At 36.2% G+C, this 22004-nt stretch carries 28 protein-coding genes; 19 read left to right on the forward strand and 9 right to left on the reverse strand.

Features of this window, described 5'->3' with window-relative positions; translation table 11 throughout:
• Positions 1-4 precede the first annotated feature (4 nt).
• Genes FORMA_RS02970 through FORMA_RS02980 form a run of 3 tightly spaced genes read right to left on the reverse strand, consistent with a single transcriptional unit; the run spans position 5 to position 1457 of the window.
• Positions 5-316, reverse strand: a complete 312-nt coding sequence (locus FORMA_RS02970) for a rhodanese-like domain-containing protein (protein WP_069674251.1) — start codon at positions 314-316, stop codon at positions 5-7.
• Between the two features lie 56 nt (positions 317-372).
• On the reverse strand, positions 373-969 hold the full coding sequence (locus FORMA_RS02975; protein WP_069674252.1) for a thioredoxin family protein: 597 nt from the start codon (positions 967-969) through the stop codon (positions 373-375).
• Between the two features lie 11 nt (positions 970-980).
• Complete coding sequence (locus FORMA_RS02980) at positions 981-1457, reverse strand: TlpA family protein disulfide reductase (RefSeq protein ID WP_069674253.1); 477 nt, start codon at positions 1455-1457, stop codon at positions 981-983.
• Between the two features lie 87 nt (positions 1458-1544).
• Here FORMA_RS02980 and FORMA_RS02985 point away from each other — a divergent pair, with 87 nt between their 5' ends.
• From FORMA_RS02985 to FORMA_RS03025, 9 genes are all read left to right on the forward strand, one after another.
• Positions 1545-2108 carry a YceI family protein gene (locus tag FORMA_RS02985; protein ID WP_069674254.1) on the forward strand — a complete coding sequence of 188 codons (564 nt, stop codon included), beginning with the start codon at positions 1545-1547 and terminating at the stop codon, positions 2106-2108.
• A gap of 165 nt (positions 2109-2273) precedes the next feature.
• Entirely contained in the window at positions 2274-3677 is a 1404-nt protein-coding gene (locus FORMA_RS02990; protein WP_069674255.1) for an anthranilate synthase component I family protein, read from the forward strand.
• A gap of 1 nt (position 3678) precedes the next feature.
• Positions 3679-4245 carry an anthranilate synthase component II gene (locus FORMA_RS02995; protein ID WP_069675425.1) on the forward strand — a complete coding sequence of 189 codons (567 nt, stop codon included), beginning with the start codon at positions 3679-3681 and terminating at the stop codon, positions 4243-4245.
• Between the two features lie 2 nt (positions 4246-4247).
• Positions 4248-5234, forward strand: coding sequence for an anthranilate phosphoribosyltransferase (gene trpD, locus FORMA_RS03000; protein ID WP_069674256.1), 987 nt, complete (start codon positions 4248-4250; stop codon positions 5232-5234).
• A gap of 1 nt (position 5235) precedes the next feature.
• Complete coding sequence (gene trpC / locus FORMA_RS03005) at positions 5236-6021, forward strand: indole-3-glycerol phosphate synthase TrpC (protein ID WP_069674257.1); 786 nt, start codon at positions 5236-5238, stop codon at positions 6019-6021.
• Entirely contained in the window at positions 6018-6632 is a 615-nt protein-coding gene (locus tag FORMA_RS03010) for a phosphoribosylanthranilate isomerase (RefSeq protein ID WP_069674258.1), read from the forward strand. The genes trpC and FORMA_RS03010 overlap by 4 nt, the downstream gene beginning before the upstream one ends.
• Positions 6629-7810 carry a tryptophan synthase subunit beta gene (gene trpB / locus FORMA_RS03015; RefSeq protein ID WP_069674259.1) on the forward strand — a complete coding sequence of 394 codons (1182 nt, stop codon included), beginning with the start codon at positions 6629-6631 and terminating at the stop codon, positions 7808-7810. Before FORMA_RS03010 ends, trpB begins: the two co-directional genes overlap by 4 nt.
• 5 nt (positions 7811-7815) lie before the next feature.
• Positions 7816-8580, forward strand: a complete 765-nt coding sequence (trpA, locus tag FORMA_RS03020) for a tryptophan synthase subunit alpha (RefSeq protein ID WP_069674260.1) — start codon at positions 7816-7818, stop codon at positions 8578-8580.
• 37 nt (positions 8581-8617) lie between these two features.
• Positions 8618-9016 carry a hypothetical protein gene (locus FORMA_RS03025; protein ID WP_069674261.1) on the forward strand — a complete coding sequence of 133 codons (399 nt, stop codon included), beginning with the start codon at positions 8618-8620 and terminating at the stop codon, positions 9014-9016.
• Here FORMA_RS03025 and yaaA read toward each other — a convergent pair.
• The 3 genes from yaaA to FORMA_RS03040 all read right to left on the reverse strand — a co-directional run bounded on the left by yaaA (position 9013) and on the right by FORMA_RS03040 (position 11464).
• On the reverse strand, positions 9013-9771 hold the full coding sequence (gene yaaA / locus FORMA_RS03030) for a peroxide stress protein YaaA (RefSeq protein WP_069674262.1): 759 nt from the start codon (positions 9769-9771) through the stop codon (positions 9013-9015). The two genes, FORMA_RS03025 and yaaA, sit on opposite strands and share 4 nt — an antisense overlap.
• Positions 9772-9872: 101 nt before the next feature.
• Entirely contained in the window at positions 9873-10904 is a 1032-nt protein-coding gene (locus FORMA_RS03035; protein WP_069674263.1) for an RluA family pseudouridine synthase, read from the reverse strand.
• Positions 10904-11464 (reverse strand): PASTA domain-containing protein, encoded by a 561-nt coding sequence (locus FORMA_RS03040; RefSeq protein WP_069675426.1) that lies wholly within the window; start codon positions 11462-11464, stop codon positions 10904-10906. Before FORMA_RS03040 ends, FORMA_RS03035 begins: the two co-directional genes overlap by 1 nt.
• A 134-nt stretch (positions 11465-11598) precedes the next feature.
• On the opposite strand from FORMA_RS03040, the gene FORMA_RS03045 reads away from it, so the two are divergent.
• Together FORMA_RS03045 and coaD are read left to right on the forward strand one after the other, a co-directional pair.
• Positions 11599-12582, forward strand: coding sequence for a D-alanine--D-alanine ligase (locus FORMA_RS03045; RefSeq protein WP_069674264.1), 984 nt, complete (start codon positions 11599-11601; stop codon positions 12580-12582).
• 9 nt (positions 12583-12591) lie between these two features.
• Positions 12592-13047, forward strand: a complete 456-nt coding sequence (gene coaD / locus FORMA_RS03050; RefSeq protein WP_069674265.1) for a pantetheine-phosphate adenylyltransferase — start codon at positions 12592-12594, stop codon at positions 13045-13047.
• Position 13048: 1 nt separating this feature from the next.
• Here coaD and FORMA_RS03055 read toward each other — a convergent pair whose 3' ends face one another.
• Positions 13049-14671, reverse strand: a complete 1623-nt coding sequence (locus tag FORMA_RS03055; RefSeq protein ID WP_069674266.1) for a SulP family inorganic anion transporter — start codon at positions 14669-14671, stop codon at positions 13049-13051.
• Between the two features lie 71 nt (positions 14672-14742).
• Positions 14743-15324 (reverse strand): NUDIX hydrolase, encoded by a 582-nt coding sequence (locus FORMA_RS03060; RefSeq protein ID WP_069674267.1) that lies wholly within the window; start codon positions 15322-15324, stop codon positions 14743-14745.
• Between the two features lie 59 nt (positions 15325-15383).
• On the opposite strand from FORMA_RS03060, the gene pyrE reads away from it, so the two are divergent.
• Entirely contained in the window at positions 15384-16025 is a 642-nt protein-coding gene (gene pyrE / locus FORMA_RS03065; RefSeq protein WP_069674268.1) for an orotate phosphoribosyltransferase, read from the forward strand.
• 9 nt (positions 16026-16034) lie between these two features.
• A complete protein-coding gene (locus FORMA_RS03070; protein ID WP_069674269.1) occupies positions 16035-16430 on the forward strand; it encodes an orotate phosphoribosyltransferase in 396 nt (131 codons plus the stop codon).
• Here the strand turns inward: FORMA_RS03070 and FORMA_RS03075 are convergent.
• Positions 16427-17146 (reverse strand): biotin--[acetyl-CoA-carboxylase] ligase, encoded by a 720-nt coding sequence (locus tag FORMA_RS03075; RefSeq protein ID WP_069674270.1) that lies wholly within the window; start codon positions 17144-17146, stop codon positions 16427-16429. The genes FORMA_RS03070 and FORMA_RS03075 overlap by 4 nt on opposite strands.
• A 92-nt stretch (positions 17147-17238) precedes the next feature.
• On the opposite strand from FORMA_RS03075, the gene rsfS reads away from it, so the two are divergent.
• The 6 genes from rsfS (at position 17239) to FORMA_RS03105 (ending at position 22001) form a co-directional block, all read left to right on the forward strand.
• Complete coding sequence (rsfS, locus tag FORMA_RS03080) at positions 17239-17610, forward strand: ribosome silencing factor (protein ID WP_069674271.1); 372 nt, start codon at positions 17239-17241, stop codon at positions 17608-17610.
• A 10-nt stretch (positions 17611-17620) separates the two neighbouring features.
• Positions 17621-19570 (forward strand): ATP-dependent zinc metalloprotease FtsH, encoded by a 1950-nt coding sequence (ftsH, locus tag FORMA_RS03085; protein WP_069674272.1) that lies wholly within the window; start codon positions 17621-17623, stop codon positions 19568-19570.
• Between the two features lie 84 nt (positions 19571-19654).
• Positions 19655-20263 carry an LUD domain-containing protein gene (locus tag FORMA_RS03090; protein ID WP_069674273.1) on the forward strand — a complete coding sequence of 203 codons (609 nt, stop codon included), beginning with the start codon at positions 19655-19657 and terminating at the stop codon, positions 20261-20263.
• An 8-nt stretch (positions 20264-20271) separates the two neighbouring features.
• Entirely contained in the window at positions 20272-21093 is an 822-nt protein-coding gene (locus tag FORMA_RS03095) for a phosphatidate cytidylyltransferase (protein ID WP_069674274.1), read from the forward strand.
• Positions 21083-21730, forward strand: coding sequence for a phosphatidylserine decarboxylase family protein (locus FORMA_RS03100; RefSeq protein WP_069674275.1), 648 nt, complete (start codon positions 21083-21085; stop codon positions 21728-21730). Before FORMA_RS03095 ends, FORMA_RS03100 begins: the two co-directional genes overlap by 11 nt.
• Before the next feature lies 1 nt (position 21731).
• Positions 21732-22001: an acyl-CoA-binding protein gene (locus tag FORMA_RS03105; RefSeq protein WP_069674276.1), complete on the forward strand. Its 270-nt coding sequence runs from the start codon at positions 21732-21734 to the stop codon at positions 21999-22001.
• Positions 22002-22004: the final 3 nt, after the last annotated feature.

Below are 22004 nucleotides of genomic sequence, written 5' to 3' on the forward strand. Positions count from 1 at the left end.
GATTTTAAAGTTCAACATCGCCTGACCATTTACTAAATCCGCCCTCTAGGTTATAGGTGTATTCAAAACCCATTTGATGCATCACAGCACAAGCTTGGGCACTACGTGATCCCGCTTTACAGTAGACAAAATAAGGTAAGTTTTTATCAAGTTTTTCGAGAGCATCTATAAACTCCTGAGCTTTGAAAATATCGATATTTGTGGCTCCAGGAATCTTACCGTCTTCAACTTCTATTGCAGTACGGACATCCAATATTACTCCATTGGTGGATTTTGACAATTCGTCTGACCATTCTTGTTGTACTAGGTTCTTCATATTTTAGATAAAATTATTTATGTAAATAAGACGATTGTGAAAGCAATTTGTTACACTTAAATTTTAATTGAACATCCTATGGCACGAGTTTTTGACACAGGTACTTGCCTATTCATCAATAAAGCATCAACGGCATCTTCAACATATTTAAGTACAACCTTATCGGCGTCTTTATAGTTGTCGTCTATTGCGCCTATGTAGCGTACAATAAGCATTTCATTATTCTTTTGGAGCACATAAACATGTGGTGTTTTAGTAGCGCCATATTGTGGAAAGACCGCTTGTTCTCTATCGATTAAATAAGGAAAGGTAAAACCTTTTTTATTAGCGCGTTTCTTCATGGCATCCAAAGAATCACCAGGCTTAATTTCGGTATTATTAGGCATAATAGCAATCACCGGATATCCTTTCTTTGCATACTTTTTATTGAGTGCTTCTATGCGGTCTTCATAAGCAACAGCATAAGGACATGTGTTACAAGTAAAAACGACAATAAAGCCTTTAGATTCATTAAAATCGGAAAGTGAAACAAATGAACCATCAATGTTCTCAAGATTGAAATCGGCAGCTAAAGCACCAATATCATAACCATTTTGAGCTGAAATTGCTGTAGCTAACAACACAGTAAATAAAAGTAGTTTTAATTTGTTCATGATTAAGCGTTTTAGTTCATAAATTTTCGAACTTCAGAGCTCAACTCATCATAGGTAAATGATTGAGGATAAAATTGTCGTTGATCTTTATTATAAATTAGGGTGACTGGAATTGCGCCATCCCATTCGGAATCAATTTTTGGAATCCAAGAATTCATATCGGTGTCATCCAAAACGATAACTTTAGATGTTAATTGTTTTTTCTCTAAAAAAGGGATTAATTTTGATTCGTATTGACTTGGAAAATCCAAACTTATGAGCACAACCTCTACATTTTCTTTAAAATCTTGCTGTATTTGATCAAAATAAGGTAATTCTTTGACGCAAGGTGCACACCATGTGGCCCAAAAATTGACAACATAAACTTTATCATCGTTTTGTTTTAAATAATGCTCAATACCATCAAAATCATAAACTTCTAATTTCTCCACATTTGACGTACAGCAAATTGAAAACGACACTAAAAAAAAGACTTTAATAAAATTCATATCAAAATTTAACAAAAATTTATTCACTAAACTACAGTTTTTGAAATTAAATTTAGAACTTTGTTGTACAATTTAAACACAAAAATTATGAAATCTTTTAAAATAACTCTATTAGCATTTGTTACACTAACCCTATTGGCGTTCACCTCTGATACAGTAAAAAATGTTAACATTGAAGACAGCGTCGTGAAATGGACGGGGTATAAAGTTACCGGGCAACATGAAGGAACGATCTCCTTGAAAAAAGGAACGCTAATGTTTGATGGTAAAACCCTCACCGGAGGTAAGTTTGTAATGGATATGACAACAATAAACACTACAGACATTGAAGGAGATTACAAAGCAAAATTAGATGGTCATCTTAAAAGCAATGATTTTTTTGGAGTTAAAAAGCACAATACTGCCTCTCTAGAATTCATTTCCGTAAAGGGCAATGGAACTAACTACAACGTAAAGGGAGTACTGATCATCAAAGGTATAAAAGATCAAATTGAGTTCAAGATGCAAGTTTCTGAAGATTCTGCAACTGCAAAATTGAAAATTGATCGTACCAAATTTGACATAAAATACGGCTCAGCTAGCTTTTTTGATGGACTTAAAGACCGAGCTATCTACGATGAATTTGACTTAAATGTAAATTTAAAGTTTTAAATCTTAAAAAAATATTTGCCTAATTAAAAAAGCTGCTTATATTTGAAAACATTATGAATAACAAAAAACAAATTACTTGGTGGTGGGCATCTCGATTTAATTAGTCGTGAACACCCCTAGTATGTAAAAATATCAAGGCTTGTCATCACGACAAGCCTTTTTTTTATGAAAAAAACGTACAAACTACAAACACATTATAAGAAAATATTGGCAGACACACTTTCGCCAGTAAGCATCTATCTCAAAATTAGGGACAAATTTCCCAATAGTATGCTGCTGGAAAGCAGTGACTATCATGGAAACGACAATAGCTTCTCATACATCTGCTGTAATCCGATTGCCACAATAAAAATTGAAGGTAATACGCTAACAAAAACATATCCTGACCAATCCAAAGAAACCTCAATTATTGAAAATAATGAGGTAACTAATGAAATCCATCAGTTTACAAAACAATTTAAAACGCAAACGAAAGAGAAGTTTAAATTTATAAACAATGGTCTTTTTGGCTATACTTCATACGATGCTGTAAAATATTTCGAAACTATTGAACTTTCGGAAAAAGAAGATTCAATCACTATACCAGAACTACAGTATGCTGTTTATCAAAACATCATTGCAATTAATCACTTTAAAAATGAAGCGTATATTTTTGCGCATTGTTATGAAAGTCTAAGCAATATTGATGAGCTGCACCACATCATCTGCATGGACCGGTTTGCCGTTTATGGATTCGAAACCACAAATGCTATTGCATCAAATTTAACAGATGGTGAGTTCAAAGAACATGTAAATATTGCCAAAAAACATTGTCAACGTGGTGACGTCTTTCAACTGGTCCTTTCACGAAAGTTTCAACAAGATTTTAAAGGGGATGAATTTAATGTTTATCGAGCCTTGCGCAGCATCAACCCATCGCCCTATCTTTTTTATTTTGATTATGGGGCATTTAAAATCTTTGGAAGTTCTCCTGAAGCTCAACTCGTAGTTAAAAACAAAAGTGCAGAAATTCACCCAATAGCTGGAACTTTTGCACGATCTGGTGACGACATGAAAGATACTGCACTAGCACAAAAATTGGTCGATGACGAAAAAGAAAATAGCGAACATGTTATGTTAGTCGATTTGGCAAGAAATGACCTCAGCCGCCATTGCTCTAAAGTCACTGTAGAAAACTACAGAGAAATACAATTCTTTTCGCATGTAATTCATCTAGTAAGCAAGGTTATTGGAACAATTCGAGACCACACCTCTACTATGCAAATCGTTGCAGACACCTTTCCTGCAGGGACGCTTTCTGGTGCGCCAAAATATAAAGCAATGGAATTGATAGAAACCTATGAAAAAACAAGCCGAGGGTTCTATGGAGGAGCCATAGGCTTTATGGATTTTGAAGGGAATTATAACCACGCCATTATGATCAGAACTTTCCTGAGTAAAAATCAACAGTTGCATTGGCAAGCAGGTGCAGGGATTGTTTCAAAATCAAATCCTGAAAATGAATTGCAAGAGGTCTTTAACAAACTTGGAGCCCTAACCAATGCCATTAAACGCGCTGAAAAAATTTAACATGAAAGATATTTTAGTAATAGATAATTACGATAGTTTTACTTACAACTTGGTGCACTATTTAGAAGATTTAGAATGCAGTGTCACAGTCAAAAGAAATGATCAACTTGAACTAAAAGAAGTAGATAATTTCGACAAAATAGTACTCTCTCCTGGTCCAGGTATTCCTGACGAAGCTGGGCTATTAAAACCCATCATAAAAACCTTCGCAGCAACGAAAAGTATTTTAGGTGTTTGTTTGGGAATGCAAGCAATCGGCGAAGTATTTGGTGCCGAACTTCATAATCTTGATACTGTGTATCATGGTATTCAAACAAAAGTGAAGATTACCTCAAAAAATGAAAAACTTTTCAAAGGTTTAGGCCAAACAATTGATGTTGGCCGCTACCACTCATGGGTTGTCAAAGGGCAAATACCGGATTGCCTTGAAATAACTTCTGTTGACGAAAACGATCAGATAATGGCACTACGACACAAAGATTATGATGTCAAAGGCGTTCAGTTTCATCCTGAATCAGTATTGACTCCGGACGGAAAAATCATATTAAAAAACTGGATTAATTCATAAAAATGAAAGCACTTTTAAATCGACTTATAAACCACGAAAGCATCAGTGCTGAGGAAGCCAAGCAAATTCTAATCAGTATCTCTAAAGGAGATTATAATCAGGCTCAAATCGCATCATTCCTTACTGTTTATATGATGCGCAGTATAACTGTAAATGAACTTCAAGGCTTTAGAGACGCCTTGCTCGAACTGTGCTTAGCAGTTGATTTACAAACTTACGACCCAATTGATTTATGTGGAACTGGTGGGGATGGTAAAGATACATTCAATATTTCTACACTGTCGTCATTTATTACTGCCGGAGCGGGGGTTGCCGTTGCCAAACATGGAAATTACGGAGTGTCATCGGCCTGCGGGTCATCAAATGTTTTGGAGGCATTAGGAGTCAAATTCTCTAATGATAAAGACCATTTGAAGCGCGCCATGGAAACTGCCAATATATGCGTATTACATGCGCCTTTGTTCCACCCTGCAATGAAAAATGTAGCACCAATAAGAAAAGCCCTAGGAATTAAGACTTTTTTTAATATGTTAGGTCCAATGGTTAACCCCTCGTTTCCTAAACATCAAATGGTTGGTGTATTTAATTTAGAATTACTTAGGTTATACAACTATCTATACCAAAAAACCGATAAAAACTATAGTATTGTTCATGATTTAGGGGGGTATGATGAACTTTCATTGACGAACAACGCTAAAATTGCTACCAACCAATCAGAGTTGCTATTTTCGCCTGATGATTTAGACCTAAAATCCATAACAGCCGAGTCGATTTTTGGCGGAAATACAGTCAAAGAGGCTACAGAAATTTTCGAGTCCATCATTTCAGGCAAAGGAAGTAAAGCACAAAATGCGGTGGTATGCGCAAATGCTGGTTTAGCCATAGCTACAGCTAAAGAAATTACACACAAAGAAGGTTTTGAGTATGCAAAAGAAAGTCTGCTAAGTGGCAAAGCCAAAACCTGTCTTACAAAATTAACCGCTCTCTAACATGACTATTTTAGATAAAATCATAAAAGACAAATACAAAGAGGTAGAACTTCGAAAGGCTCTAATTCCTGTGAAGCAACTGGAACAATCTGTTCTTTGTGATCGTCCAATAAACTCCCTCAAAGCAAAATTGGAGCAAAGTGCGTCAGGTATTATTGCCGAACACAAGCGACGTTCTCCATCCAAAGCCACTATCAATCAAAATTTGAATGTTGATGATGTAGCTAAAGGATATCAAAAAGCAGGAGTATGCGGCATGTCTGTCCTTACGGATATGAAGTATTTTGGAGGAGGATTAGAGGATTTACTCACGGCACGGGCCAGTTGCGAATTACCTCTTTTGCGAAAAGAATTTATAATAGATCCCTATCAAATATTGGAAGCTAAAGCCTATGGAGCCGATGTAATTCTGCTTATTGCAGCAGTTCTTAGCAGAGATGAAATCAAATCTTTGTCAAGATTTGCGCAACAACTAAATATTGAAGTACTGCTTGAAATACACAACGAAAACGAATTGAACAAATCAATGATGCCTAGTTTGGATATGATAGGGGTTAACAACAGAAATTTAAAAACATTTGAGGTCGATTTAAACCACAGTATAAATTTAAGTTCCATTATTCCAAAAGAATTTTTAAAAGTGTCTGAAAGCGGAATCAGTTCAGTTGAAGCTATAAAAATGTTGCAACCCTTTGGCTATAAAGGCTTTTTGATTGGAGAAAATTTTATGAAAACAAACCAACCGGGGACTAGTGCTGCAAACTTCATAAAACAACTTGAGTCATGAAGCTGAAAATTTGTGGGATGAAATATCAAGAAAATATTTTGGATGTAGCAGCGCTCAGCCCAGACTACATGGGCTTTATTTTTTATGAAAACTCACCACGCTCCATTGACACTTACATTCCAGTCATACCAAAATCAATAAAAAAAGTAGGGGTTTTTGTCAATGAATCCCTAGAAAACGTAAAGAAAAAGGCCGCTCAATACAATTTGAATACAGTTCAACTACACGGCCATGAAGCCCCTGAATTCTGTAGGAAATTAAAAAGTGAGGGACTGGAAATTATCAAAGTTTTTTCGATAAGAAATGAATTTGATTTTTCGCGACTGAGTGCTTACGAGCCTTTCATCGATTTTTTTCTTTTCGACACTAAAGGCAAAAATCCTGGTGGTAATGGATTTTGCTTTGATTGGAACGTGTTGCAAGATTACGATGCAAACAAACCTTATTTTTTAAGTGGTGGAATTGGAGTAGAACAACTTGAATCCCTAAAAAAATTCAAGAATAGTACAGCTGCAAAACAGTGTTATGCAATAGACATCAACAGTAAATTTGAACTAAAACCAGGACTTAAAGACGATATTAAACTTAAAAACTTTATTAAACAATTATGAGTTATCACGTAAATGAAAAAGGGTATTACGGTCAATTTGGTGGTGCATTTATTCCAGAAATGCTTTACCCAAATATTGAAGAATTACGTCAAAAATATTTAAGTATTATGGCAGAGCCTGATTTTAAGGCCGAGTTTGACCAATTATTAAAAAACTATGTTGGGCGCCCGACCCCTTTGTATTATGCAAAGCGCTTTTCGGAAAAATACAACACTAAAATTTACTTCAAAAGAGAAGATTTGTGCCACACAGGAGCGCATAAAGTTAATAATACCATAGGCCAAATTTTAATGGCCAAACGTTTGGGTAAATCGCGCATTATTGCAGAGACTGGAGCTGGACAACACGGTGTAGCAACGGCTACGGTTTGTGCATTAGCAGGCATACAATGCATCGTTTATATGGGTGAAATTGATATTGCTCGTCAAGCACCAAACGTTGCGCGTATGAAAATGTTAGGCGCCGAAGTTCGTCCAGCTAAATCTGGAAGCCGAACATTAAAAGATGCTACAAATGAAGCCATCCGCGATTGGATCAACAATCCAGAAGATACACACTATATTATTGGAAGCGCAGTCGGCCCACACCCTTATCCAGATATGGTATCCCGATTTCAATCTGTTGTTTCAGAAGAAATCAAATGGCAACTCAATGCAGCGGAGGGTAATGAAAACCCCAATTATGTAGTAGCTTGCGTCGGAGGTGGAAGTAATGCAGCTGGAGCATATTATCATTTTTTGGATGATGAACGGGTAGGTCTTATTGCTGTAGAGGCTGCCGGAAAAGGGGTTGACACCGGTGAAAGTGCTGCCACTTCAATTCTCGGAAAAGAGGGAATTATCCATGGGAGTAAAACACTACTAATGCAAACTCAGGACGGTCAAATTACAGAACCTTACTCCATCTCTGCAGGCTTAGATTACCCCGGAGTTGGCCCCATGCATGCACATTTGCATACCACCAAACGAGCAGAATTTATTCCGGTAACAGATGATGAGGCAATGACAGCTGGGCTAATGCTTTCGCAATTAGAAGGTATTATTCCTGCTATAGAAACAGCACATGCTTTTGCCATTTTTGAAACTAAAAAATTTAAACCGAATGATATTGTCGTAGTCTGTCTGTCTGGTCGGGGCGATAAAGACCTCAACACATACATTGATTATTTTAAATTATAATTCTAATGAACAGAATTCAAGCAAAACTAAAAGAAGATAAAAAGCTGCTCTCAATTTATTTTTCATCAGGTTTCCCTGAGGTTAATGATACTGTTGAAATTATAAAACGTCTTGAAAAAAGCGGAGTGGACATGATTGAAATCGGATTGCCTTTCAGTGACCCGCTAGCCGATGGACCAACTATACAAGCAAGTTCAACAAAAGCCCTACAAAATGGCATGAATACGGCCTTGCTTTTTAAGCAACTCAAAGACATCAGAAAAGAGGTCTCTATTCCATTGATCCTTATGGGTTATTTTAATCCAATGCTACAATATGGTGTCGAAGCTTTTTGTAAAAAATGCCATGAAGTTGGAATCGATGGCTTTATTATTCCAGACTTACCAGCACAAGTGTACCATGAGGAGTACAAAGCGATTTTTGATCGCTATGGATTACTCAATATTTTCTTAATTACACCACAAACCTCTGATGAACGTATTCGTTATATGGACTCGATTTCAGAAGGATTTATTTATATGGTGAGTAGTGCCAGCACAACTGGAACTCAAAGCGGTTTTGGACAAACACAACAAGATTATTTCAAGCGCATTGAAAATTTGAACCTAAAGAATCCACAAATTGTTGGGTTTGGAATTTCGAATAAAGAAACATTTGTACAAGCTACAACACATGCCAAAGGAGCCATCATCGGCAGTGCCTTTATCAAATATATTGATACTCAAGGGGTCGATAAAATTCACGAATTTGTTGGGAATATTTTAAATTAATTTGATTAATTTCGAGCACACCCAAATTTAATAAACAATGAATCTTAATGCATTAAAACTACTAACACTCTGTGTGTTTTTATCTTGTAAAACCACAAATCCACTACGTCCAACAGTGAGTATCAACCCTCATGAAGTTGTAAAATCGCCTTTACACCTCAGCGTAAATTCTATGGGGGTTTGGCATGCTCATGAAGGAGAGTTGGACCATGTACAACTGATAGATCAACAGGGGAATGAATTGGCAATAGGAATTTTGAGTACCTCCGAGGATTGGATGAAATCGGGTTCAATTCTATTTCAAACGGTATTGGAGTTTAATTCAAAAGAAAACAAAAGGGGATATCTAACCATTCACAACTATTCAGGAGTTGGGGATGGTAGTGAAGCAGGAGAAAAACTATCTTTTAAAATCCCTGTTCGCTTTGAACCTTAACGTGTAAAGACCAATTTATGATCTGAGGAAAGGTTAGCGTCATAAGCATAGCGGTCAATATTAAAGCTTTTTAGCTCTTCAGCAGTTTGTGCATTCGAGTCGATAATGTAACGCGTCATTAGTCCACGAGCGCGTTTAGAAAAAATGGCAATGGTTTTGAATTGACCATTTTTAAACTCCTTAAAATCAACATGAATTAAAGGCGTTTTAAGAGCTTTCGCATCAATGGCTTTAAAATATTCTTGACTGGCTAAATTGACTAAAAGCTCATCCTCATACAGCTCATCATTCAGGGCTGTTGTGATTTTCTTTCGCCAAAACTCATAAAGGTTTTTATTTTTTCCAAAAGGAAATTTTGTGCCCATTTCCAAACGGTAAGGTTGAATCAAATCCAAAGGTTTAAGCAGTCCATAGAGCCCAGAAATTATCCGAACCGTATCTTGTAAAATATCTAATTTTTCTTCAGAAATGGAATACGCATCCAAACCGCGATAAACATCGCCATCAAACGCATAAATGGCCTGACGTGCATTTTCAGAACTAAAAGGCAGTGACCAATTTTGGTTGCGTTCATAGTTAAGCGCTCCAAGTTTAGGTGAAATATGCATAAGTTCTGATAGAGCTTTTGGAGATTTTTTTTTGAGGAGTGTGTTCAGCTCTTTAGCTTCATTCAAAAAACAACTCTCCGAACTAAAGCCCGTAGGCAATTTACTATCGTAATTGAGTGACTTGGCGGGTGAGATGACGAGTTTCATAACATTTGATATTTACACTCAAAAATACTTACAAAAACTTAAAGATAAAAAAGTTTAACTTTAATCTTTTTGATATTGCAATCAATAAAATCAATGAAAAACTACTGTGCGTGTTTGGCATAAGCACGCCATTTTTCTATACAGTCTCCTATATCTGATGGGAGATTGCAAGAGAAAGACATCTGTTCATTGGTCTTTGGATGAATAAAACCAAGTGTTTCGGCATGTAGCGCTTGACGGGGAAGCACTTTAAAACAATTATCTACAAATTGCTTGTATTTGGTAAAGGTCGTGCCTTTCAATATTTTTTCGCCCCCATAGCGCTCATCATTAAAAAGGGTGTGACCAATATGCTTCATATGAACACGAATTTGATGGGTACGTCCTGTTTCGAGTGTACAGCGTACAAGGGTCACATACCCCAAACGCTCAATAACTTCAAAATGTGTAATGGCGGGCTTTCCTTTATCGGCCTCATCGCCCAAAAAAACAGTATTTTGAAGTCTGTTTTTAGGATGACGCCCTATATGGCCTTCTATAGTTCCCTTGTCTTCTTCCATATTTCCCCAGACCAAGGCCGTATATGATCGTTTACTCGTTTTGGCTTTGAATTGAGCAGAAAGGTGGGTCATGGCCTGTTCTGTTTTGGCCACCACAAGTAGTCCACTTGTGTCTTTATCGATACGGTGAACTAATCCTGGACGGTTGCTGCTATTGTTGGGTAAATGCTCAAAATGAAAAAGCAAAGCATTGATGAGTGTGCCTGAATAATTACCATGGCCAGGATGAACGACCATCCCCGCAGGTTTGTTGACAACCAAGAGTTCATTATCTTCATAAACAATATCCAAAGGAATATCTTCTGGAACCAATAAATGTTCGTGTGGAGGATGTTCAAATAATACCCGTATGAGGTCATGAGGCTTGACCTTGTAGTTAGATTTCACAACCGCATCATTGACAAATATATGTCCCGATTTTGCAGCAGCCTGAATTTTATTTCTTGTCGCATTTTCGACAAAATTCATCAAATATTTATCTATGCGCAACGGTTGTTGCCCTTTGTCGACGGTAAAAGCATAATGCTCGTGCAATTCTTCATTTTGCTCTGATTGATCTAGCGGGTAGTCCATTAATTTAACTTTCGATTTCCATTTCCTAATACAAGGTCAATAGCTGAAGTTTTCTTAATCAAGTCCCCAGCATTAATTTTTTGACCTCTAAAACGCAGTTCAAGGACTTCATCTCTACCGAGATCATCAACATAAATCAATTTTCCAATTCTAAAACCAAGTGCTTCTAAAGTAGGGCGTGTTTGACGTAATGTACTGCGAATAACGTCAGGAATAATAACTTTTCTATAATCTGATGGGTTTAAAATCAAATATATTTTTCTATTTTCTTTGACTTTTTCGCCGGCCAATGGCTCTTGTTCTATTACAGCTCCCGAAGGGTATTTTGGATTGTAATTTGAAGAATCTTGAACTTGTGTTCTAAGGTCAAAATTTTGTAGAGTTGTTTCGGCATCATCCAATGATAAGCCAACCAAATTTGGGACTTCTACAAATGTGCCATGGTTGGTGTAGGATTTTAACCATTTGAGGGTCAAAAATGAAAAAATAATACAGGCCACAATAGCCAAACAAAGTTGTTTGATTATCGATGTACTGAATAAAAATCTGAAAAAATTCATGGGTCTAATTTTAGCAAAGCTAAACATTTTTTTGAGAGAAATTGGAACCATCGTTAGTGATCCTAATGGTTTATTTTAAAAAATAAAAATTCATATCCACAAAAAATGATATTTTTACACTACAAATTAAAAGGATGAAACACAACATTGCCATCATCATGGGTGGATTTTCCAGCGAAGCCGCCATTTCACTTAAAAGTGGACAGGTAGTTTTTCAGCATCTTCCAAAAGAAATCTATGCCGCATATTGCATTCATATTTCTAAAGAAAAATGGGTATATATGGCTCCCAACGGAGAAGAATTCCCCATAAATATGAGTGATTTTTCTGTTGCCATTAATGGCGAAATTATTCATTTCGATTGTGTGTTTAATGCCATTCATGGTGCGCCGGGTGAAGATGGATTTATGCAAGCGTATTTTGAATTGTTGGACATTCCACACAGCAGTTGTGGGATGTATCAAGCCGCACTTACGTTCAATAAACGTGATTGCCTCAATGTTTTGAAAGCATATGATGTTCCTACAGCGATTTCCTATGCCCTGAACAAGGGTGATAGCGTTAATGCTAAAGAAATTATTGATCGTGTTGGACTCCCCTGTTTTGTAAAAGCTAATCGTGCTGGAAGTAGTTTTGGGGTCACTAAAGTGCATCAAATAGAAGATCTTCAATCGGCAATAGATATTGCTTTTGAACATGACGATGAATTGATTATTGAGTCGTTTTTGGACGGAACGGAAGTTTCTGTGGGTGTGCTTCGTTATAAGGGCGAATTGATAGTTTTGCCCATCACCGAAATTGTTTCAGAAAATGATTTTTTTGATTACGAAGCCAAATATTTAGGAAAATCAGAAGAAATCACACCAGCACGTATTTCCAAAAAACAAGAGGAGAATGTACGAACGATGGCCAAATCCATTTATGAAATTCTAAAAATGGATGGTTTTACTAGAAGTGAATTTATTTTTAAAGACGATACGCCCTATTTTTTAGAAATGAATACCGTCCCGGGATTGACTGAAGAAAGTATTCTACCTCAGCAAGCGGCTTGTGCCGGAATTAGCTTATCAGAATTGTTTACAAATGCTATTGAAGAAGCACTAGCTAAAAATGTTTAACTTTGCCGTATGAAACGTGCAATTTTTCCAGGATCATTTGACCCTATTACGCTAGGGCATTGTGATATTATCCATCGTGGGGTAACGCTTTTTGATGAAGTGATTGTTGCTATTGGCGAAAATTCTGCAAAAGATTATATGTTTTCATTAGAAGAACGCAAATCCTTTATTGAAAATACATTTGAAGGGAATTCAAAAATAAGAGTCATGACCTATTCGGGTTTGACTACTGATTTTTGTAAAAAAATTAACGCCGATTTTATTCTAAGAGGCCTTCGAAATCCTGCCGATTTTGAATTTGAAAAAGCCATCGCCCATACCAATAGAAACATTGGTGATATTGAAACTGTTTTCCTGCTGACTTCTGTAGAAACCTCCTTTATATCCTCTTCAATTGTACGTGAAATCATTCACTACCAGGGCGATTATAAAAAAATGGTGCCTGCTGCGGTTTACTCTAAATAATTTACAGCGAATACTCTGAAAGTCCTTTGGTAAATGCTTCTGGATTTTCGACCAAATGATAACGTGGATCATCAATCGCCTCAATAATAACGTCTTTGAACAGAGGACTGGATTTGTACAAAAGTACTTTGCAATCTTGACTTAAATGCTTCAATTTGATTGTTTTCCCAGCACTATTGTACTTATTCACCAAATTGAAAATTGCTTCAATGGCAGAATGATCACTGACTCTAGATTCGACAAAATCAATCTCTATAGCATCGGGGTCGTTTTTGACATCAAATTTTTGATTAAAAGCTGAAATACTTCCAAAAAATAATGGCCCCCATATTTCATAAGTTTTGGTGCCGTCAGGTTTGATCCGCTTTCGCGCTCGAATACGTTTTGCATTTTCCCAAGAAAAAACCAACGCACTAACGATAACACCAGAAACTACAGCAATAGCTAAATCGAAAAATACAGTTACCGTTGAAACCAAAATAAGTACGACAACATCAGCGAATGGAATCTTATTCATAATTCTAAAACTAGACCAGGCAAATGTTCCAATAACAACCATGAACATAACGCCAACTAGCGCTGCTATTGGTACTTGCTCTATCAGATTGGACGCAAATAAAATAAACGCCAAAAGTGCTAATGCAGCAACAATTCCTGAGAGTCGACCTCTTCCACCCCCTTTAATGTTGATAATCGATTGTCCAATCATGGCGCAACCTCCCATACCGCCAAAAAGTCCAGTAATTACGTTGGCACTGCCCTGAGCTATACACTCTTTATTGGAGTTTCCTCGGCTTTCTGTAAGTTCATCAATAAGATTTAGCGTCATCAAAGATTCGATAAGGCCAATGGCTGCTAAAATTACAGCATAAGGACCAATGAAGCGTAGAGTTTCAAAATTAAACGGAATAACTTCAAAAATAGCCCATTGCAATTCAGGAAGGCCACCTTTCAACCCTTCACCTCCTCCATCTCTAATGAAACTTCCGACTGTAGCAACATCTAAATTTCCAAAAATAACAAGACTAGAAACTACGAGAATAGCAACTAGGGCTTCAGGAAGTTTTTTGGTGAGTTTTGGCAATCCAAACATGATACCCATTGTAAGAATAACTAGCCCTATCATGGTCCAAAGTTCTTGTCCTTGCATCCAAACAAGTCCATCATTACCAGATGTTTTGAACATTCCTAATTGAGAAAGGAAAATCACAATGGCCAATCCATTAACAAAACCCATCATAACAGGATGAGGAATTAATCGAACAAACTTCCCCAGTTTCAATACACCAGCAAAAATTTGAATAAAACCCATCAATATGACGGTGATAAATAAATAATATAAGCCTAAATTTTCCGCAGGTTCGCCCATAGCATTGCCTTGAGCCACCAAGCTCACCATAACTACGGCCAATGCGCCTGTTGCACCACTAATCATTCCTGGTCGACCACCAAAAATTGAGGTAATCAAACCAATCATGAAAGCTGCATACAAGCCCACCAAAGGATCTACCCCAGCAACAAATGCAAAAGCAACAGCCTCGGGAACCAAAGCCAGCGCAACCGTTAAACCACTTAAAATATCATTTTTTGCATTTGCCGAACGCTTACGAATAAATTCTCTCATCTTGTTACAAAATTAAGCGGCAAAAATAAGGGATTAAATAAGATTAAAAGAACTAATGAAGATTTTCTTTACTAAATGAGCGCTTCGATGTTGGCATAAATATTTTTTCTAACTTTTATTAGTTTTTTTGGACTTACCCATTTAACTTTTGTGATACCTTCATTTTTTTGAGGTTTTAAATCGCCAGTATAAGTTGAAAACATTTCAAACCAGTAGGTTTTTTTTATAAAATATTTATCGTTTCTTTTAAAAATATGATACGTAATTTCAAGTGGCTTTGTGATTTTTAAATCTTCAACACCTGTTTCTTCTTCAACTTCTCTTAAAGCCGTTTGATCGATAGTTTCTTTGTTTTCGGCTTTACCTTTTGGTAAATCCCATTTTCCATTACGAAAAATAAATAAAATACGACCCTCAGAATTAAGAACCTTACCCCCTCCAGCTACAACATTTGGTAACAATTCCAAAAACTTCTTAAGTAAAAGCTTTTCATTATCGCCTACAAGACGAATAGACTTGTATTTTTCTTTTTTTAAGTTGTGAAGTATTTTATGAATATCGACAGAATCGATCAGATAATTTTTGAAATCTGTCTCAGCTTCTACCTTTGTAGTGAGAATTATGGGCTTATTGCCAACAAAAATTTTTTGCATTGTTAATTAAAAACAAATTAAACTGGAGTAAATGTAGTATTTTTTAATAATTTTGACTCATGATTTTTAACAAAAATACTGCAAAGAAAACCGCTGAGGTTTTACTTCAGATCAATGCCATTAAACTAAATCCAAAAGATCCTTTCAACTGGGCATCGGGATGGAAATCTCCAATTTATTGCGACAACAGAATGGTCCTATCGTACCCTGTAATGCGAAATTATATTAAAAATGAGATGGCCAAAAATTTAGAAAGTATTTATGGAAAACCCGACGTCATTGCTGGCGTAGCAACAGGTGCCATAGGAATTGGCGCATTGGTTGCAGAAGCGCTAGGATTGCCTTTTGTATATGTGCGGCCAGAAGCCAAGAAACATGGTCGTAAAAACCAAATAGAAGGCCATTTGGATAAGGGACAGAATGTAGTTGTGATTGAAGACCTTATAAGTACAGGTAAGAGCAGTCTAGCCGCCGTAGATGCTCTTGAAAGCGCAGGCGCTAACGTAAAGGGTATGATTGCTATATTTAGCTATGGCTTTCAGGTGTCTAAAGACAATTTTTCAGAAAAAAAGGTAGATTTGTACACCTTAAGTAATTATGAAAGCCTTCTAGAGCAAGCCCTCGATACAGGGTTTATCAACGATAAGGAAGTAGAAGTTCTATCCAAGTGGAATGCAAATCCTGCCCAATGGGCAATATAATATTTTGATATGAATTTAGAATCTCCAAAAATCAATATTTCAAAATCAGCTGAAAAGGTTTTTAATTTCCTTTCAGATGTAAAAAACTTCCAGGCTTTAATGCCCGAAAACATCACTAAATTTGAGTTGATGGATAATGATAAATTTATTTTCGCCTTAAGCGGTATGCCTGAAATTATTTTACAAAAAAAAGAAGAAAACCCGCCTAATACTATAAAACTTGGCGCTGCTGGCGGTAAATTGGATTTCTCTCTGAGTGCAAATATTACAGCATTGGCTGAAAATGAAAGTACTGTTCAGCTACAATTCACTGGAAATTTCAACCCCATGATGGGCATGATGATTAAAGGCCCAATCACAAAATTTATTGAAACTCTTGCTCTAAATATTCCACTATCAGTCTAGTACATCAATTGTATTGACTTTAAATCAAATTCTTGTAGTCCCTTTTCGGTATTAATTATCAATTTGCCATGTGTGGAGACCCCTTCAATTATGCCTGAAAATGACTCGTTTTGTGGATTCAAAAAAGTAGAGGGCTTCCCTTTTCTGAATAATAGAGTCGAATATAATTCTCGTTGTAAATTGTGGTCTTGTTGGTTGAAATAATACTTCAAATTATCAACTAAATAATGTAACAACTCATTAAGGTCGTAATTTATCCCTGTTATTTTTTTCAAAGAAGCTGCTTTGGGCAGTTGCTCAAATTCAATTTGATTTACATTGAGGCCAATTCCGATGATGGCATGGTCAATTTTATTTTTTTTGGTCACTAAATCAATAAGAATCCCGCCAATTTTGTTTTGACGTGACAAAATGTCGTTTGGCCATTTGATGGAAAGATTGGGAATTTGAAGTGCTTTTAAGGTTTTGTGAACAGCAAGTGAAACAATAATATTAAGCATAAACTGATTTTCAAGTTTTAGCCTAATGTCTTTTTTTAAAATACTGATTATCAGGTTTTTACTCTTTTCCGATTCCCATTTAGTCGCTCTTTGCCCTCGCCCATTTGATTGATATTCAGCAGTAACCACAGCGAAGTCCTCCAAAGGTATTTCGGACACCAAGCCACGTAAATATACATTTGTTGAATCAATGGCATTGAGTTTGATTATCTGCATGTGTAAATTTAAAATTAAATTATAATATTATTAAGATAATATAACGCAATTAGACCTAAAAAAACAATAAATTTGCATTGTAATACGAATTTATGACAAAACACATTTCTGACCCTGATGAACTCATCACCTTAATTATAGCTGGGATTGAGGATATCAAAGGCCAAAACATAAGCATATTAGATTTAAGATCAATAGAAAATTCTGTTTGCGATTATTTTGTGATTTGCGACGGAAACTCTAATACTCAAGTAAATGCAATTGTCAATTCTATACAAAAAAAAGTCAGTAAAAGCGCTCATGAAAAGCCCTATCAGATTGAGGGAGAAGATAATGCAGAATGGGTATTGATGGACTACATTAACATCGTGGTTCATGTATTTCAAAAACACAAAAGAGAATACTATGCCATTGAGAATCTATGGGGAGATGCAAAAATTACTGAAATAGAAACAAGTTACTAAAACATATTTTATGTCAAAAGATAAAAATCCTAAACCTTTTAAATTTAATGCCTATTGGGTCTATGGAATCGTTATTGGTTTATTTATAGTCTTTAATTTTTTCTCAGGTGGTATAGGAGCCTCAAATGGCCAAATTACAACGCCTTCAAAATTTTTCAAGTTCTTGAAAGATGGGGATGTCGAAAAAGTTGAAATCGTAAACAAACGTGAAGCTTTGGTGTATCTTACAAATAACGCTTCCAAAAAAGAGATACACAGCAAAACACAAGGGCAACAATTTATTCCTCTAGGAACCTCACCTAACTATAGATTTGAATTTGGTGATGTTCAATTATTCCAAAAACAACTAGAAGACACTATAGACGAACGCGATTTGAGCACAGAGCTCAATTTTAGAACTGAAACTAATGCGTTTGGAGATATTTTATTATCCATCATCCCATTTGTTCTAATCATTGGAGTTTGGATATTCATAATGCGGAGAATGTCTGGCGGAGGCGGCCCAGGTGGTGGTGGCCAAATTTTTAATATTGGAAAATCAAAAGCAAAACTTTTTGATGAAAAACTTGAAACCAAAACTACTTTTGAGGACGTTGCAGGACTAGAGGGAGCTAAAGAAGAAGTACAAGAGATTGTTGATTTCTTAAAAAATCCTGAAAAATATACTGCCCTTGGAGGTAAAATTCCTAAAGGTGCATTACTTGTTGGCCCTCCTGGCACTGGAAAAACCTTATTGGCAAAGGCCGTAGCAGGTGAAGCAAAAGCGCCATTCTTCTCATTATCGGGTTCAGATTTTGTTGAAATGTTTGTTGGGGTTGGTGCGTCAAGGGTACGGGACCTATTTAAACAAGCAAAAGAAAAATCTCCTTCAATAATCTTTATTGATGAAATTGATGCCATTGGGCGCGCCCGTGGGAAAAGTAATTTCTCTGGATCTAATGACGAGCGCGAAAATACACTAAACCAACTTTTGACAGAGATGGATGGGTTTGGATCTAATACTAATGTCATAGTTCTAGCTGCTACCAATAGGGCTGATGTTCTTGACAAGGCACTAATGCGTGCAGGGCGTTTTGATCGTCAGATTTACGTAGACTTACCCGATATAAGAGAGCGAAAAGAAATTTTTGATGTTCATTTAAAACCATTGAAAAAAGCAAAGGATTTAGATACCGATTTTCTTTCAAAACAAACCCCTGGATTTTCAGGTGCTGATATTGCAAATGTTTGTAACGAAGCAGCATTAATTGCAGCTAGAAATGACAAAAAAGCAGTTGATAAACAAGACTTCCTAGATGCCGTAGACCGAATCATTGGAGGACTTGAGAAGAAAAATAAAATCATTACTCCTGAGGAGAAAAAAGCAGTTGCCTTTCACGAAGCAGGGCATGCCACAGTAAGTTGGATGTTGGAACACGCAGCGCCATTAGTAAAGGTGACCATCGTCCCAAGAGGGCGCTCATTAGGGGCAGCCTGGTATTTACCTGAAGAACGCCTCATTGTCCGCCCAGAACAAATGCTAGACGAAATGTGTGCGGCACTTGGTGGGAGAGCAGCAGAGAAGGTAATTTTCGATAAAATATCAACCGGAGCACTTAGTGATCTAGAAAAAGTGACCAAACAAGCAAGAGCCATGGTTACAGTTTATGGATTAAGCGATAAAATTGGAAACCTTACTTATTACGACTCCTCAGGTCAAAATGAATACGGTTTCACAAAACCATACAGCGAACAAACCGCAGAACTTATCGATAAAGAGATTTCTGATATTGTTGAGGAACAGTACCAACGCGCAATTGCGTTGCTGGAAACTCATAAAGATAAACTGGTAGAGCTGGCTGAAGTACTACTTAAAGACGAAGTCATCTTCAAGGATAATTTGGAGGCTATTTTCGGAAGCCGCCCTTTTGATTCTAAGAACGAAGAGCAATCAACTACAGCTAAGGAAGAAGAGGAGTAAAAAAATCATGAGATTTTAAACAAACCGCGGGTTTAATTTTTTATATTTGGTAGGCTGTTAATCAACATCATTTGGCTTGAAAAAATGAGTGTGTTTCGTAAAATATTTGGTTCCATTTCAAAATCTGACAAGGGACAACCAGAAAAAAAGGTTGACAACAAATTCCTACCCAAAAAAGACCTCCCAATCGATGAGTCTTTTACGGTAAAATTCAACGAAAATGGCGGTAAATTTCTGTACAGTGAAAACTTAAATGAAGCCCATCAATATCTTCAGCAGATTTTAAAAGAAAACAACTGGACCGACAAAATGGCCTTGATTTTAAACAAAAAACTCAAGGAAAAGTTTAAAGATTTTGATTGGAAAACTACAAGTAAAGTTGAAGATGGTCATTATTTATTTACAACGTGTGAATATCTAATAGCAAATGATGGCTCCCTTTTGATTTCATCAAACCAAATCGCTGAAAAAAAATTAAATGAGTTACCAAAGAATTTTGTTGTCTTTGCAACCACAAGCCAAATCGTTCAAACCATTGGAGAAGGGCTTCATGGTATAAAAGCCAAAAACAAAAAAAATATTCCTACAAATATCACAACAATAAAGCATTTTAAGGTTATTGAAGACGATAATTTTTTAAGCTATGGAAGCAGCTCAAAAAACTTATACCTGCTGCTTTTAGAAGATTTATAACACTTATTTTGAAGGAACTTAGTAAAAGATTAATATTCGGGGCATTATTTGTTATCATTCTGGTGGTGTCTGCACAACACCAATACGCACTTACAGCGCTCTTTTTTGTTTTTGGAATAATCTGTCTGAAAGAATTCAATCTACTTATAGAGCAACGCAACAATATATCTTATGCAATGTTTTCCATATTGTATGGTGTTTTGGCTTTTTGGGACATCCTCACCGAAAATAACAATAGTTTAGATGAAGCTACACAAATTCTTCATGTGGTCAGTGTTTTTGTATTACTTTTTTTAATTCGTGATTTATTTTCGAAGAAAAGCTTACCAAAACTTCTTACGAATCGATATATTAATACTACATTTTATATAAGTACAGGGATTTTATTTTTACTACTCATCGCCATTAATTTTGGTCAATATAGCCCTGAAAATATAATTGGAATATTTGCACTTATATGGATCAATGACAGTTTTGCATATTTGATTGGAAAAAACTTTGGAAGACAAAAATTATTTGAAAGTGTTTCGCCAAAAAAAACAGTTGAAGGATTTTTAGCTGGGGTATTCTTTTCCGCCATTGGTAGCTATATTATTTTCAAACTCACTGATAATCTCCTTTTTTCAAAATGGTTGATTCTAAGTGTAATCGTAAGTGTGTTTGGAACTATTGGAGATTTGATTGAATCAAAATACAAACGTCAAGCAGAAGTTAAAGACAGCGGAACACTAATACCCGGACATGGCGGTTTGTTAGACCGCCTTGACAGCGCTATATTTGTAGCACCATTTATCTATTTATTTTTAAGAATTTTAAATTATGTTTCATAAAGAAGGTCAAAAAATTATTTTTATAAGCCTGATACTTGTAGGTGGGTTATTTTTATTAATTGATTTTATAGAAATACCCTGGTTAATCAAAACTCTACAGATTGGCTTACTGGTTTTCTTTATATTGATTCTTCAATTTTTCAGAAATCCGAAGCGGCATACACAGCACAACGATATACATGTTGTATCACCTGTTGATGGCAAAGTTGTGGTTATCGAAGAGGTCGAAGAGCCTGAATACTTCAAAGATAAAAGACTGCAAGTGAGCATTTTTATGTCCCCTATAAATGTTCACGTAACCCGTTACCCGGTAGGCGGAAAAGTAGTGTTTAGCAAATATCATCCAGGCAAATATCTAGTCGCTTGGCACCCAAAGTCTAGTGAAGAAAATGAGCGCACCACAGTTGTGGTAGAGAACCAAAAGATTGGTAAAGTTCTTTACCGACAAATTGCTGGAGCACTGGCTCGAAGAATTGTGAATTACGCTAAAAAAGACATGAATGTAGTCCAGGGAAGTGATGCTGGGTTCATTAAATTTGGTTCGAGAGTAGATTTATTTTTACCTTTGGACACCAAACTAAAAGTAAAACTAGATCAAAAAGTAAGAGGCGGTGAGACTATCATTGCAGAACTTTAAGATGAATAAAAAAGACGCATTAGATAAAGAATTCAAAACCGCTGTGGAGAGTATAAGCAACCACAAGGAACCCTTTCCTGCTGACACACTTTTAAAACTATATGCATTTTACAAGAGGGCAACTAACGATTATTCGCGTCCTAATAGCAGTAAGGCCATCATCAATGCCTTCAAGACTAACGCCCTTTTTCAAGTTGAAGACATAACTCAGGACGAAGCCAAAAAACGCTATATAGAATTGGCTAAAGAATATTTAATTTACAGGAAGTAAAAC

The organism is Formosa sp. Hel3_A1_48 (assembly GCF_001735715.1).
Lineage (GTDB): Bacteria > Bacteroidota > Bacteroidia > Flavobacteriales > Flavobacteriaceae > UBA3537.